This window comes from Alkanindiges hydrocarboniclasticus (assembly GCF_001982605.1).
Lineage (GTDB): Bacteria > Pseudomonadota > Gammaproteobacteria > Pseudomonadales > Moraxellaceae > Alkanindiges > Alkanindiges hydrocarboniclasticus.
In genome coordinates this window covers 1-14,682 of record NZ_MLCN01000030.1, presented here as the reverse complement: position 1 = coordinate 14,682, position 14,682 = coordinate 1, and the positions used below count along the sequence as shown (strand labels likewise).

The window sequence follows — 14,682 nt, the reverse complement described above, 5'->3', positions numbered from 1 at the left end:
CCTGTTGTCCTGTTTTGTCAATTGCTCAGGTTATGATTGCAGGCTGAGGCCAACACTACAAAAGCTTTCTAACAACATCTTATTCACAAAAATCTATTCTGGTTCTGAAAAACATACACTGATGTACAGTTTGGATAAACTGTTTTTGGCTATTTAGGCAGCAATGTTATATTTTGATTCATTTCATCTTTTTCAGCAGGTTCTTGGTAAAAATGACTTGCAAAAAAAGGCTGGGAATCTTATTTATAACCTATGGGTAAACGTTAAACTACGTTGATTTAGATAAGCTTAAATAATGCCTGTTTTTAATCATCTAATAGTCGCACAAGCAATAAGATGTTAGCAGCAGTGACGGTTTAGCAAAAAATACAACAGGGACCATTTATGAATCTGCACTTGCCAACTTATACGCATCATTCCAGACTGTCATCGCGCATTAAAAAGCTTGAGCAGAACCTGCAAGCCGCGAAGGACTATCAGGAGTGGCGCGACGTAGCACTGGAACTGGATGACGCCACAGGCAGGCAGGACTGGAAGCTGGATAATACTTCACCTTATTATGATTATGAACTGATTGCTGATCGGCTGACCCGCTTGCGCCGTTATCGTCTTGAGCGTAAGGATGTCGAGCTGGTGCGTATTTTACGTGAAGGCCTGCATCATGATCTGGGCAATATTGGGCATCCTTTACTATATAGCCATGCTTATATTGGCACCAAAAAACTGATTGAAGACTATATCGAGGAAGTGTGCCAGTGCCTGTATTATGTTTGCGAGCATGATTTTGACTTTTTGCCTGCTGCTGACAAGTACTGTTTTTTTGAAGACACCAAGCATAGTTATGGCCAGCCCGCACTAATGTTCTCTGGCGGGGCAACGCTGGGCCTATTTCATACTGGTGTGTGCAAGGCACTGCATGCACAGGATTTATTGCCTAAAGTATTTTCCGGTTCCAGTGCAGGTGCCTTGATGGCTGGTATGCTGGGTACGCATACCGATGAAGAGCTGATGGATTTATACGATGGTGATGGCTTTTATCAGCATGCGTTCCGGTTCCGTAAACTGGTTGAAATCCTGAAGGGTGGCGGCATTGCTGATGTGAATGTACTAAAGGTGTTTTTACGGCAGAATTTGGGTAATTATACCTTTGAGGAAGCCTTTGCCAGAACTGGACGCCATATTAATATTGCGGTCGCTCCCTTTGAGGGTAGCCAGTCGCCACGCATTATGAATGAGCTGACTTCCCCATATCTGCTTATGTGGAGCGCTGCATTGGCATCCTGTGCCGTACCGGTGTTATTTCCGCCGGTCAAACTCACCGCAAAAAATGCTGAAGGAAAAAATAGTCCTTATATGTCATCGCTGCGCTGGGTAGATGGCAGTGTACGTAGTGATTTTCCACGTACCCGGATTGCACGGCTTTATAATATTAACTATACCATTGCCTGTCAGGTGAACCCGCATATTGTGCCATTCATGCAAAATGACGTTCAGCGTTACCGCAAGGACTTGCTGAGCTGGCCCAGTAAGATTGTGCGTGGTCAGGGCAAGGTACTGGCCATGGGTGCCATGGATTTTACCCGTGAGCGTTTTGGCCGTATGCCAACTGTGAGGCGCATGCTGGATCATGGTTATGGGATTATTGGGCAGCGTTATTATGGCGATGTAAATATTGTGGGCAGTTATAATTTGCGTCATTACACCTATATGTTAAAAAATCCCAGCAAGCAGTTATTCCGTATTTTACAGCAGGAAGGGGAGCGTGCAACCTGGCCAAAAATCAGCGGTATTGCAACTCATGCCCGCATTGGCAAAACGCTGGAACACTGTTTGGAAATACTGAATGCCAAACGTCTGGCATTACTGTCGCAGTCTGTGAATGATGAAGACTGTGCCAAAACATTATTGGCCATAGAGTCGCGACGCGTGCATCCAGCACAAATCTAAGCGTTTTCGGGTTTTGTCATACTTATGCAGGGAACCCTAGGGCAGTATTATTTAATCAGGCCATTGCAAACGCAACTGGTTTATTTAAATTTTGCACGAGCGCAGCTTTATCTGGCGCAAGCAGGGCAGGATGAAACCTTGCTGGTCGTAAAATTGCTATCGACAATAGCCGGTAAAATTGAGCAGGAATTATTTCTCAATGAAATTAAAGTACTTCAGCAATTAAGTGCTGTCGATTCCTGCTATTGGCTACATTTACGTGCTAGTGGTCAGGCAATATTTAATGTGGAGTCGTCTGATTTAAAGTCTGAATTAATGAATTACATGGTGTTGCCTTATATTGAACAGGGCAATGTCAAACAGGCATTGAATAATGCAAGCTACAACCTGCAGCAGGCCGGACACCTGTGGCTTGGCATGCTGGAAGCGGTAGATGCGCTACATCATCAAGGCTGGCTACATCTGGATATAAAACCGGCTAATTTTTTGCTTAATTCATATTGTGGGTCATCGGCCAGTGTGTGCCTGATTGACTTTGCATTGGCTCAGCCAGCGGTAAAATTACAAGTAGATATAGGTGGCCAAGCGGCACCTATCACTAAAACTAAAGGCACACCACGCTACATGAGTCCGGAGCAGTTTCTGGGCCAGCCATTAAATACACAAACTGATTTTTATAGTCTTGGCTTAATTCTTTATGAACTGCTCACCGGAAAAAGTGTATATCATGCTAATAATTATCAAGGCTGGGCCATGCAGCATTGCCAGAAACCGGTACCTTTGCTGCCCCAAGATTTGGCAGAGTTTCAAACATTGATAGACGGTTTGCTGGCTAAAAATCGGAGCAATCGCTTTATGGACTCCTTTGAGATTCGGCAAATAGCCCGGCAAACTTTTAAGATATAACTCATCTTTGATAGCATTTATTCAATTAAGATAGACTGCAAAATTGCAGTATGAATGAGCTTGCCAAAATGTCTGATGCCCAAACCCCTAAGCCTGAGCAAATGCCACTGCCAGAAGCTGTTGCGCCTTATTATGAAACGCAAGATAGTGTTAGTGGTAACTGGTGGAATCGTTGTATTACACGTCGGGTGAGGTTTTCTGCCGAAGACTATGAGGAGTTTTCAAAGAAGTTTCAGCGTATGGCAGATGAATTACAGATATGGCAACAAGAATATAAGCACAAGGCGAAAGTGCTTGAGGTTTCCATTTTTGCGCATCCATGGATTTTAAAACGAATATTGCAGCAATTTAATGCTCCGTTTACTCCGGGACATGGCTATGGTGACTTTAGCAATAAGGGTACGATTAGACTGCATTTGCATGATGCCTTTGATGCCAAAGGAACGCATTATTTGCTGTACCAGAATGGAAAAAAACCGCAAGCGGACAAAAATTAAGGTTGTTTGTGCAATGTTTGAACATTTATAAGCAATAATGCTAGGCAAGGGCAAACTGGTTTGCTATGATTCGCGCCATCGGGGGCGTGGCGGAATTGGTAGACGCACTGGATTTAGGTTCCAGCGCCGCAAGGTGTAAGAGTTCGAGTCTCTTCGCCCCCACCATCTATATATAATAATATGCTGTTACACTACTTTATATCAGCTTCAAAGCCTTAAGTAACAAGCCTTTCATGCCGATGTATGCTTTTTCATACATTGACATAACTTCAAATAATAAGTACCTGTATTGCTAAATCTGTCTTTATATTTTCTTCTAATAAATCATTAAAGCATATAAAAACGCCAGCCTTTGCCAGCGTTTCTGGAAACGATGTAGCTCACTAATTAGAAGTTAAATTCCATGCCTACACCCGCATACATGCGGTCTTCTACATTATCACGGTCATCAGACTGCTGGGCCAGGTAACCATACGCCCGGGTTTTGCTGTTGAACATGTAGTCGATCATGCCGCCAATCTGACTTAGTTCAATGTCATTCGCACCGTCAAAGCTGGAGGTTGACTGGTGATACTGCGCTTTGACTGTCCATGGGGTTTCGTTAATGGCATAGGCAGCACTAACCAAGAATGCATCTTCCTGATCAAAGCCTCTAAACGCACCGGCACCAACGGCCGCTCTTGCAGGAGTCGTTGCTGTTGCAGGAACTGCAGGGATAGCAGCAGCAGTTGCTGCTCTGGACAGGTTGGTTGGTTCTGCGGTTTGATACATGCCGTTTAAGGTCAGGCCGGGAATGCTAGCCATGGTATCCATATTAAGGCTACCAACCAGACGAATAACATCAGCTTCTGCTTTGGCACTTACTGCATTGAAAGTACTGACTACGTTTTTGTCACCAGCCAGAGCAGCAAATACGCCCATGTCTTTGTTTTCATAAGTCAAGGATGCAGAAATGGCATCGCCCAGGTTCTTGCTTACATCATTACTGTTGGGGTCCAGTTTGTTGTTTTCGCCCTGTTGCAGCATCAGGTTAATGCCAAAACCGTTCAGGGCTTTTGTATCACTTTCAAAGCCAATCACGTTATTAGGGCGGTTCTCACCAGCCATAATTCTGGTAATATCCAGATAATTCATATCATTAAATATATCTACCTTACCCTGAGCCGTTTTCAGGTAAGAGTCAAATTTACCCACTTTAACAGTACCGATGCGGTCATATTTCAAACCAACAAAACGATTGCGTTGGCCCAGATCAGTGCCATCACCATCAGTATTGATTTGCCATTCAGCCAAATAAACTGCTTTGAGGTTGTCAGTTAGGATTTCTTCGCCCTTAACACCAATACGAGAGGCGTTAGAGTTGATTTCCCATACATTGTCAGTATCGGCTTTGGTTGCACCAAACTTGTCAACATTATCAATAGAAACGTGCAGTTTGCCATAAACTGTAGGGGCTGCTTGTACTGCATTAATAGTCAGGGCAGATACCGCAGTCGCCAGTAACAGTTTTTTCATGTGTCTCTCCAAGATTCCAAGACCTTCAAGGTCAGTTTTGTACATTCATCATCTAGTTATAGGCTGATCAGCTGTTGGATTTAGCAGTTCTGTGCCATTGCTCGCTAGTATCGTTATCAAATATTTCAAAATTGTTAAATAGAGCTCTACAAAAAAAATAAATTATTAAGATTTATAGGCTATTAAATTCATTATTGGGCAAATAATGGAACAAATATTGCTTATTTTAGCAGGCGTTTTTTGCCGTTATGCGCTGCATTCGCCGTTAAACTATCCAGGCCACCTGAGGTTATTGTAATGGAGTCTTCCAGGTACTGGCACTGGAAAGCTAGTAAATTTCAATGGTAAAACCTAGATTAATCATTGTATTTAAATAGAATATTAATTAAAAATTCCAGAAAAATTTATCAGGGCAAATGAAATTGCCAATGCCGGATTACCACAGCATATTTAAATCGTTATGGATTTTATTACCGGCGAGGCCAAACCCAGTGTTTTGTTACATTGTAAAGACAGTGCAATGCAAAGACAGCACATCTCTTAATCTGCCTCGTGCAGAGTTACAGCATTTAAAATCGGCTATTTTGAGGCGGCATAAAATAAAAAGAATGAAAACAGCGGATGTGCTTTGCTTTATGAGGCATGGGTGAAGTAAAATTGCGCCCCATCAGTAAACGCCATTTCTAGGCGGTAACAGATTGGAATATTAATGACTCACTATATTTTTGTGACTGGCGGTGTTGTATCCTCACTGGGTAAGGGTATTACAGCCGCATCGGTAGCAACCTTGCTGGAAGCCCGTGGTTTAAGTGTCACCATGATTAAAATGGACCCTTATATCAACGTTGACCCTGGCACAATGAGTCCATTTCAACATGGCGAAGTGTTTGTCACCGAAGATGGGGCCGAAACCGACCTTGATCTGGGCTACTATGAGCGATTTTTACGCCGCTCGCGCATGACCAGGAAAAACAACTTCACCAGTGGCCGTATTTATCTGGATGTATTGCAAAAAGAGCGTCGTGGTGACTATTTGGGCGCTACAGTTCAGGTGATTCCACACATTACCGACAATATCAAAGACCGCATTAAGGCGGGTGGCGAGGGCTATGATGTAGCGATTGTTGAAATCGGCGGTACTGCCGGTGATATTGAATCACTGCCATTTATGGAAGCGGTGCGCCAGATGCGTGTTGAGGTGGGCAACCGTCGCTCCATGTTAATGCACCTCACCTTGGTGCCTTATATTGCCTCTGCCGGTGAAACCAAAACCAAGCCAACCCAGCATTCTGTCAAGGAATTACGTTCCATTGGCTTGCAACCCGATATCCTGATCTGCCGCTCGGACCATTCCATCAGCGATGATTCACGTCGCAAAATTGCATTGTTTACCAATGTGGAAGAGCGTGCCGTGATTGTGGCAGAAGATGCCAAAAGCATTTACCTGATTCCGCGCAATCTGCATAACCAGCAGGTGGACGACCTGATTTGCGAGCGTTTTGGTTTTGATGACCTGCCTGCCGCTGATTTGTCCGACTGGGATCAGGTCACTGATGCTCTGTTAAATCCTGAGCGTCATGTGCGTATTGCCATGGTGGGTAAATATGTTGAACTGCCGGATGCTTATAAGTCATTGAATGAAGCCTTGCTACATGCGGGTATTATCCATCGCAGTAAAGTGGAAATCATTTATATTGATGCTGAATCACTGGAAAATGATGACTTAAGCCGTCTTAACGACGTGGATGCCATTCTGGTTCCGGGTGGTTTTGGTGAGCGCGGTACGCAAGGCAAAATGAATGCGATTCGTTTTGCCCGTGAAAACAAAGTGCCATACTTGGGGATTTGTCTGGGCATGCAGCTGGCAGTTATTGAGTTTGCCCGGAATCAGGCAGGCCTGCTTGAGGCCACCTCTACCGAATTTAACCGCCAGACCAAGCAGCCATTAATTGGTTTAATCACCGAATGGCTGGATGAACGCGGTGAAATCCAGACCCGTAATGATGCCTCTGACCTTGGCGGCACGATGCGTCTGGGCGCGCAAAAAGCTGAACTGGTTGAAGGTAGCCTGATTCGCCAGATTTATGGCCAAGCCGATGTAATTGAGCGTCATCGCCATCGTTATGAGATGAACAACCGTTACATCGAGCAGTTGGAAAAAGCAGGTATGAATGTATCCGGTTATTCAGCGGTGCAGCATCTGGTCGAGTCGGTAGAAATTCCGGCGCATCCGTGGTTTGTGGCCTGTCAGTTCCATCCGGAATTTACCAGCTCACCGCGTGGTGGCCATCCGCTGTTTGCCAGCTTTGTTGAAGCGGCACTCAAGCATCAGGCTCAAAGCCACGCTTAAATCCAAAAAATACAAGGAATAAACAGATGACCGAATTAAAAGCAGCACAGCCTGTTGTTAGTCTGGGTGACATTCAAATGGGCAATAATTTGCCGTTTGTCTTGTTCGGTGGCATGAATGTACTGGAATCCAAAGACCTTGCCTTTGAAATTGCAGAAACCTACATTGATATCTGTGGTCGTCTGGGCATTCCTTATGTATTCAAGGCCAGTTTTGACAAGGCCAACCGTTCCAGCCTGAATTCTTTTCGTGGGCCGGGTCTGGAAAAAGGCATTGAATGGCTTGGCGAGATTAAAAACAAGCTGAATGTGCCTATCATCACTGATGTACATGAACCGTATCAGGCAGCACCCGTGGCTGAGGTTGCCGATATTATTCAATTGCCAGCTTTTTTAAGCCGCCAGACTGATCTGGTTGAAGCCATGGCCAAGACCAAGGCCATTATTAATATCAAAAAGGCACAGTTTTTAGCCCCTGCCGAAATGCGCCACATTTTGCACAAATGTCTGGAAGCCGGAAATGATCGCCTGATCCTGTGCGAACGCGGCTCAAGCTTTGGGTACAACAATCTGGTGGTCGACATGCTGGGTTTTGACAGCATGAAGGCCATGGATGTGCCGGTGTTTTTTGATGTGACCCATGCATTGCAAACCCCGGGCGGGCGTAGCGATTCGGCAGGGGGACGCCGTGCCCAGATTACTACGCTGGCACGTGCTGGCATGGCCACCGGTTTGGCAGGCTTATTCCTTGAGGCCCATCCGGATCCGGACAAAGCCAAATGTGACGGGCCTTGTGCCTTGCGCTTGTCACAGCTTGAACCGTTTTTGGCCCAGCTTAAGCAGCTGGATACGCTGGTCAAGGGTTTTGCCACACTGGACACCCACTAATTTTGTATCATGCCCGATTTTTGCTCGGGCATTTTATTTTTGTATAAAACTGAGTTTTTATAAAATCAGTTTGTTAGAACACCAGGCTATTTAAAATAGATATCTGTTAAGGACAGGAGCTTTACATGAGTCAAATTACTGATATTCGTGCCCGTGAAATTCTGGATTCACGCGGTAACCCTACCATTGAAGCTGATGTCATTCTTGACTCAGGTGTGGTGGGCCGTGCCTGTGCTCCAAGTGGTGCGTCAACTGGCTCTCGTGAAGCTCTGGAACTGCGTGATGGTGATAAGGGCCGTTATCTGGGTAAAGGCGTGCGCACTGCCGTACATAATGTAAACAGTGACATTCGTGACCTATTGCTGGGCAGCAATGTGCGTGACCAGAAAGCACTGGATGACAAGCTGATTGCCACTGACAATACTGAGAATAAATCCAAACTGGGTGCCAATGCCATGCTGGCGGTATCGTTGGCTGCGGCCCGTGCTGCGGCAACCGAACTGAAGCTGCCATTGTTTCAGTACATTGCCAATCTGCGCGGACAAGCTACCTTAAGCATGCCTGTTCCCATGATGAATATTTTAAACGGTGGCGCACATGCCGATAATACCGTTGATATTCAGGAGTTTATGATTGAGCCTGTGGGTTTTAGCAGCTTTGGCGAGTCACTGCGTGCCGGTGCTGAAATTTTCCATGCTCTCAAAAGCGTGCTAAAAAAACAGGGCCTGAATACTGCTGTGGGTGATGAAGGTGGTTTTGCACCTAACCTACGCAGTAATGAAGAAGCCATTACTGTTATTTTGCAGGCCATTGAGCAAACTGGCTATAAGGCTGGTACAGACATTATGCTAGCGCTGGATTGTGCTGCCACTGAATTTTATAAAAATGGCCAGTATGTACTGGCAGGTGAAGGCAACAAGGCATTTAGCAGCCAGCAGTTTGCTGATTATCTGGCTGGTCTGGCGCGTCAATATCCAATTATTTCCATTGAAGATGGTCTGGATGAGTCTGACTGGGACGGCTGGAAATACCTGACCGATATTTGTGGCGATAAAATCCAGTTGGTCGGTGATGACCTGTTTGTGACCAACCCGGCTATCCTGCAAAAAGGGATTGACCAGAAAGTGGCAAATGCCATTTTGATCAAGTATAACCAGATTGGTACACTGTCTGAAACCTTGGATGCCATTTACCTTGCCAAAGCCAATGGCTATGCGACTGTCATCTCGCATCGTTCTGGTGAAACCGAAGATTCAACCATTGCTGATCTGGCTGTAGGTACTGCTGCCGGTCAAATCAAAACCGGTTCACTGTGCCGTTCAGACCGTGTAGCCAAGTACAACCAGTTGCTGCGTATTGAAGAAATGATTGATGCGCCATACCGTGGCCGTGCCGAATTTAAAGGTCTGGTTTAAAGGTTCGGCTTAATAATATAGCCTAATAGACTGGCTGAGCATCAATATCGATACTGGTCAGTCATGAGCAGGGAAGTCTGGCCTTGGGGCGGGCTTCCTTATCCAGTTAATCAGGTAAGTTTTATGCTTTCTACGCTCAGCGGTCGCCTTGTGTTTGTTGTTGCCCTCTTACTGCTGGCCTTCCTGCAATACAAATTGTGGTGGGGCGAAAGCGGCTATCATGACCGTCAGGCATTAAAGGAGCGCATTGCGGCTTACCATGTTGAAAACAGCAAGCTATCCGAACGCAACCGGATTTTGAGTGCAGAAGTTTACGATTTAAAAAGTGGGCTGGAAGCCGTCGAAGAACATGCCCGGCTGGATCTGGGTTTAATTAAACCGCATGAAACCTTTGTGCAGCTCAGCACCGTTAATGCCTCTGGCTATAATAAATCTGCTGAGGTTTCCGGAGATGATCTCATAACCAACGAAACTGACAAGTGTGATAATGCAAGCACAATACTGGGCTATTTTACCTGCGGCCGGTAGTGGCAGCCGTTTTGGATCTGAAACCCCTAAGCAATACCTAAAGCTTTTTAATAAAACGGTTATGCAGCATAGCGTAGACCGGATTTGTCAGTTACCTATAGAAGGCTGCGTACTGGCAATAAGTGCCAATGACAGTACGGCCCAGTCCCTGAGTTTTGCCCAGCCTGATTTGCTGCACTGGGTAACAGGTGGGGCAGAGCGGATGGATTCTGTACTGGCTGCCATGCAGTATTTGCAGCAATATGCCAGTGCAGAGGACTGGGTGCTGGTACATGACGTGGCCCGGCCCTGTATTCTGGCTAATGACTTACAGCATTTGCTAGATGAACTCAAAGAGGATGCTGTGGGTGGGCTGCTGGCAGTTCCAGTGCGGGATACACTCAAACGTGGCAATGCAGGACAGGTGGTTGAAACGGTGCCACGTGATCATCTTTGGCAGTGCCAGACGCCCCAAATGTTCCGCTTTGGCTTGTTGCTTAAGGCATTACAACAGGCAAAAGTACAGCAGCAACTGGTCACCGATGAAGCCGGAGCCATTGAGCAGCTGGGCTTGCCCGTCAAACTGGTCAGTGGTAGCAGTACCAATATTAAAATTACTTATCCTGAAGATTTGGGCCTGGCCGCCGCAATTTTAAAAGCACAGTTAGAAGAAAGTTCACTTTAACACTGCGAAAATTTTAATAAAAAGCCTATTTTTGCAGCTCATAAAGTCCGCTAAAACGCAGGTTCCTGTTGCCGCATAAAGGAGAAGCTTGCCATACTTTCCACTGCTCCTTGTGCTGGCTTAATTTAAGAATACATCCGGTATCCAGATCCTTAACCGTTATTTTTTTTGCCTGATTGGCATAACCGCTAAAATCAGTAGTCTGGCTGTGTCTGTTGTCATTGCTGGTCCAGAAAGTCTGGGCAAGTACCCGAAGCCTTTTTTCATCCAGTGTTTGCAGTTGCAGCAGGGCCAGATTGGTATCGGGTTTTTTGTCTTTCATGCGGATAAAATAGCGAACAAATTCCTGATCGGTGGTATTCAGGTTTTTAATTTCCAGCAGACGCTTCTGGTAGGCTTGCTCAATACAGGCCGTATTTTTGCACAGGTTACGGGCCTTCATCCAGCTTTGCTGGGTCAGCTCCAGCAGTTGGACAGGAACTTTGGTTTCCTGTGCAGCCTGTTCCAGTTCATCAAAAAGCTGGCTGTCCAGTTCGGTAAGCTTTGGATTGCTACAGGTGGTTTTTTCCACAAAATTCTTGGCATTTTCGCAATCAAGCGGCAGGATTTGTGCAAAGGCCAGCGGCAAAAAAGCCATGGGAATAAAACCACCTACCAGCCAGCGCCTGTAATTGAGAACAGCCATGTGACCTATAACATCCTGCCAATCTAAGTTTGAAAAATTTAGCACAGCCTCTTCACGTATTGCAAAGCACAAACTGTTAGAAAATAGCCAAACTCATGGCTGATGGCTTAAGATGCCCGGTAAGTTTTGTTATTCTGTCATTTTTTTGGGATTACACGCCACATGCTGGATATTCGGATTGGTCAGGGCATAGATGTTCATGCGTTTGAAACAGGCAGTTTTGTCACGCTGGCAGGAGTCAAAATTGAACATACGCATGGTCTAAAAGCACATTCTGATGGCGATGTGGTGTTGCATGCATTGTCTGATGCCTTGCTTGGGGCATTGGCGTTGGGAGATATTGGCCAACATTTTCCGGATACCGATGAAAACTATAAAGGGGCTGATAGCCGTGTGTTATTACGTCATGTGTATGGGCTGATTAAAAAGCAGGGGTTTGAGCTGATTAATGCTGATATTACGGTTGCCTGCGAGCGCCCCAAGCTGGCCCCGCATAATCTGGCCATGCGCTCTACTATTGCTGCGGATCTGGAAACGACACTGGATCGGATTAGCATAAAAGCCACCACCACTGAGCAGCTTGGCTTTACCGGGCGTAAGGAGGGCATACTGGCCAGCGCCGTGGTGTTACTGGGCCGAAATAAAGCTTAATCCAGGCTGCTGAATGACAACCCATGAGATGCCTTATCTATTTTTAAGATAAGTAAATCAAGATTTATGAAAATTCTTTTATCTTAAAAATAGATATCATAGCCACCTTAATAGCATTAATGATGAAAAGTGATTGGTTATGCCTGATATTTTCCAGTTTATCTTGGCCGGTATTGTGGTCGGGTTCTGCGTTGGGGTAACCGGCGTGGGCGGCGGTTCCTTAATGACGCCTATTCTGATTAGCTTGTTTAAAATAGAACCGCATGTTGCGATTGGTACAGATTTGCTTTATGCCGCCATTTCCAAATTTTGTGGTTCCATGGTTCATGCCAAGAAGCTGAATATTGTCTGGCCTATTGTAGGCTGGCTGGCACTGGGCAGTATTCCGGCATCACTGGCAACCAGTTGGGTACTGGAGCATGTGTTAAGCGGTTCAAACCAGTACAAGGCTGTATTAACCATGGTATTGGGCTTTATGCTCACCTTAACCGGTGCCTCGATAGTATTTCGCCACCGTATTGAGGCCTTTTTTAAACGACATTCCAAAAGTGCAGCTGCTACTGCGGAGTTAGACCGTGAACAAGTTGCTGCGCTGGTAAGCAGCAAAAAGTTTCAGGTTATCATTATGGGCATGGTGCTGGGCGTTTTTGTGACCCTGTCTTCAGTAGGGGCTGGTGCGTTTGGCATCATGGCACTGGTGGTGATGTTTGCCAATTTGCCCATGATCCGTATTATTGGATCGGATGTGGTACATGCGGTAGCGCTCACACTGGTTGCAGGGCTTAGCCACATGAGTGCCGGGAATGTAGATTTTCATTTGCTCGGCTGGTTGCTGGTCGGTTCTATTCCAGCCATTATTGTTGGTACATTGGTCAGTTCACGGATGCCGGAACATCTGATTCGCCGTATTCTGGGCATTACCTTATTGCTGCTGGGTATTAATTTTATGATTAATCCGGTTAAGGCCAAGCCAGCTGCCCCCAAGCCAGAGCAACATGCGCAATTAGTTGTGCCAGTCATTCCGGTTGAGGCGCAACAAGCGTAATTCTGGACTTTAAACTGGCTGTTTTACCGATTGGCTTTATTGATAACTGCAATGAATTTTTTTAAAGATTTACTTGCAGTTATTGGTTACAAGCCCCATCCTATAGCCTTAAAATTGATTTAATTTCTGTGGTGAGCGTGTTGTGAACGCAATGAATAATATGGTTAATAATTCAGGTTCCGGTGAACAGGTCGAGAATATCAATATTGCGGCTATTCAACCGTTGATTACTCCTGCGCAGTTAAAGGCTGAACTCCCGCTAAGCGACATTGCAAAATCTGTGGTGTTGCAGGGCCGTCAGACCATTCGTAATATTCTGGATGGTAAAGACGATCGCCTGTTTGTGGTGATTGGCCCATGTTCAATCCATGATCCTGTGGCTGCGCATGACTATGCAGATCGCCTTAAGGCCTTAAGTGAAAAAGTAAAAGACACTTTATATATTGTCATGCGGGTTTATTTTGAAAAGCCGCGTACTACAGTGGGCTGGAAAGGGTTAATTAATGACCCTGACATGAATGATTCTTTTGACATTGAAAAAGGTCTGCATCTGGGTCGCAAGCTGTTGCTGGAACTCAATGAAAAAGGTCTGCCATGTGCAACCGAAGCGCTTGACCCAAACTCGCCGCAGTATTTGCAGGACCTGATTAGCTGGTCTGCCATTGGCGCCCGTACTACCGAAAGCCAGACTCACCGGGAAATGTCCTCTGGTTTATCATCGCCAGTGGGCTTTAAAAACGGCACGGATGGCGGCTTGACGGTTGCGATTAATGCCATGCAGGCCGTGCAATCCGGGCATAGTTTTCTGGGCCTAAACGAAGATGGTCAGGTAGCGGTCATTCGTACCAGTGGCAATCCGTATGGTCATGTGGTATTGCGCGGCGGTAACGGCAAGCCGAATTATGATGCTACTGCCGTGACCCAAACTGAGGCGGCTCTCACTAAAGCCAAGGTGAGCGGCAAGATCATGATTGATGCCAGCCATGCCAACAGCAACAAAGATCCATTCCTGCAACCGCTGGTACTGGAAAATGTGACCCAGCAGATTGTTGATGGGAATCAGTCGATTGTTGGCTTGATGGTAGAAAGTCATATCAAGGGTGGGCGTCAGGATATTCCTGCCGATTTAACTCAGCTTGAATATGGCAAATCCGTCACTGATGGCTGCATTGATTGGCAAACTACCGAAGACACCTTGCTAAAAATGCATGAAGCCTTAAAGAATGTGCTGCCTAAGCGGTTAGGTGAATAGTAAATATATTTGAAAGCCCATCTGGTGAGTATCAGATGGGCTTTTTAGTTCCGGTATTAGAGACTCATTAGATCAGGATAATCTTCTTTTTTCATAATTAATCTCCAATCTTGAATTATAAGAGCATGAGCCTCAGCCTTGAATTTTTCAGCCTTTTTTAAATTACCACAATTCTGTGCGACCTCTGCATCTAACATTTTTTTCTTTGCTCTATAGCTTGCACATTTTTCTTTTACTTCTTTAGCTAACTGTTTAATATCATTTGTTAGAGCTTCTTTTGTTTCTAGAATCAATAATATTCTATCGATGTCAGAAACTATAGAGTTTACTGATGTAATAT

Annotated in this window: 14 protein-coding genes and 1 tRNA gene; 12 read left to right on the top strand and 3 right to left on the bottom strand. The window is 45.5% G+C overall.

The window, feature by feature from the left end; translation table 11 throughout:
* Positions 1 to 384 precede the first annotated feature (384 nt).
* The 4 genes from BKE30_RS11735 (at position 385) to BKE30_RS11720 (ending at position 3,515) form a co-directional block, all read left to right on the top strand.
* Positions 385 to 1,947 carry a DUF3336 domain-containing protein gene (locus BKE30_RS11735; protein ID WP_076878780.1) on the top strand — a complete coding sequence of 521 codons (1,563 nt, stop codon included), beginning with the start codon at positions 385 to 387 and terminating at the stop codon, positions 1,945 to 1,947.
* A 24-nt stretch (positions 1,948 to 1,971) separates the two neighbouring features.
* Positions 1,972 to 2,853: a serine/threonine protein kinase gene (locus BKE30_RS11730; protein ID WP_076878779.1), complete on the top strand. Its 882-nt coding sequence runs from the start codon at positions 1,972 to 1,974 to the stop codon at positions 2,851 to 2,853.
* Between the two features lie 50 nt (positions 2,854 to 2,903).
* Positions 2,904 to 3,350, top strand: a complete 447-nt coding sequence (locus tag BKE30_RS11725; protein ID WP_076878778.1) for a hypothetical protein — start codon at positions 2,904 to 2,906, stop codon at positions 3,348 to 3,350.
* Positions 3,351 to 3,430: 80 nt separating this feature from the next.
* A tRNA-Leu gene (locus tag BKE30_RS11720) sits at positions 3,431 to 3,515 on the top strand.
* A gap of 222 nt (positions 3,516 to 3,737) precedes the next feature.
* Here the strand turns inward: BKE30_RS11720 and BKE30_RS11715 are convergent.
* Positions 3,738 to 4,865 (bottom strand): porin, encoded by a 1,128-nt coding sequence (locus BKE30_RS11715; RefSeq protein ID WP_076878777.1) that lies wholly within the window; start codon positions 4,863 to 4,865, stop codon positions 3,738 to 3,740.
* Between the two features lie 709 nt (positions 4,866 to 5,574).
* On the opposite strand from BKE30_RS11715, the gene BKE30_RS11710 reads away from it, so the two are divergent.
* The 5 genes from BKE30_RS11710 (at position 5,575) to ispD (ending at position 10,709) form a co-directional block, all read left to right on the top strand.
* On the top strand, positions 5,575 to 7,215 hold the full coding sequence (locus BKE30_RS11710; protein WP_076878776.1) for a CTP synthase: 1,641 nt from the start codon (positions 5,575 to 5,577) through the stop codon (positions 7,213 to 7,215).
* Positions 7,216 to 7,241: 26 nt separating this feature from the next.
* Positions 7,242 to 8,102: a 3-deoxy-8-phosphooctulonate synthase gene (gene kdsA / locus BKE30_RS11705; RefSeq protein WP_076878775.1), complete on the top strand. Its 861-nt coding sequence runs from the start codon at positions 7,242 to 7,244 to the stop codon at positions 8,100 to 8,102.
* A gap of 125 nt (positions 8,103 to 8,227) precedes the next feature.
* Positions 8,228 to 9,517, top strand: a complete 1,290-nt coding sequence (eno, locus tag BKE30_RS11700; protein ID WP_076878774.1) for a phosphopyruvate hydratase — start codon at positions 8,228 to 8,230, stop codon at positions 9,515 to 9,517.
* A gap of 123 nt (positions 9,518 to 9,640) precedes the next feature.
* Complete coding sequence (locus tag BKE30_RS11695; RefSeq protein WP_076878852.1) at positions 9,641 to 10,045, top strand: septum formation initiator family protein; 405 nt, start codon at positions 9,641 to 9,643, stop codon at positions 10,043 to 10,045.
* Positions 10,005 to 10,709: a 2-C-methyl-D-erythritol 4-phosphate cytidylyltransferase gene (gene ispD, locus BKE30_RS11690; protein WP_076878773.1), complete on the top strand. Its 705-nt coding sequence runs from the start codon at positions 10,005 to 10,007 to the stop codon at positions 10,707 to 10,709. The genes BKE30_RS11695 and ispD overlap by 41 nt, the downstream gene beginning before the upstream one ends.
* 25 nt (positions 10,710 to 10,734) lie before the next feature.
* Here the strand turns inward: ispD and BKE30_RS11685 are convergent, their stop codons facing one another.
* Entirely contained in the window at positions 10,735 to 11,394 is a 660-nt protein-coding gene (locus BKE30_RS11685) for a lysozyme inhibitor LprI family protein (protein ID WP_076878772.1), read from the bottom strand.
* 162 nt (positions 11,395 to 11,556) lie between these two features.
* Here BKE30_RS11685 and ispF point away from each other — a divergent pair, with 162 nt between their 5' ends.
* The 3 genes from ispF to BKE30_RS11670 all read left to right on the top strand — a co-directional run bounded on the left by ispF (position 11,557) and on the right by BKE30_RS11670 (position 14,342).
* Positions 11,557 to 12,045, top strand: coding sequence for a 2-C-methyl-D-erythritol 2,4-cyclodiphosphate synthase (gene ispF / locus BKE30_RS11680; protein WP_076878771.1), 489 nt, complete (start codon positions 11,557 to 11,559; stop codon positions 12,043 to 12,045).
* A gap of 139 nt (positions 12,046 to 12,184) precedes the next feature.
* Complete coding sequence (locus BKE30_RS11675; RefSeq protein ID WP_076878770.1) at positions 12,185 to 13,090, top strand: sulfite exporter TauE/SafE family protein; 906 nt, start codon at positions 12,185 to 12,187, stop codon at positions 13,088 to 13,090.
* Positions 13,091 to 13,241: 151 nt separating this feature from the next.
* Complete coding sequence (locus BKE30_RS11670) at positions 13,242 to 14,342, top strand: 3-deoxy-7-phosphoheptulonate synthase (RefSeq protein ID WP_076878769.1); 1,101 nt, start codon at positions 13,242 to 13,244, stop codon at positions 14,340 to 14,342.
* A gap of 56 nt (positions 14,343 to 14,398) precedes the next feature.
* Here the strand turns inward: BKE30_RS11670 and BKE30_RS16050 are convergent.
* On the bottom strand, positions 14,399 to 14,682 hold a 284-nt coding region (locus BKE30_RS16050), incomplete at its 5' end, for a hypothetical protein (RefSeq protein WP_158073187.1).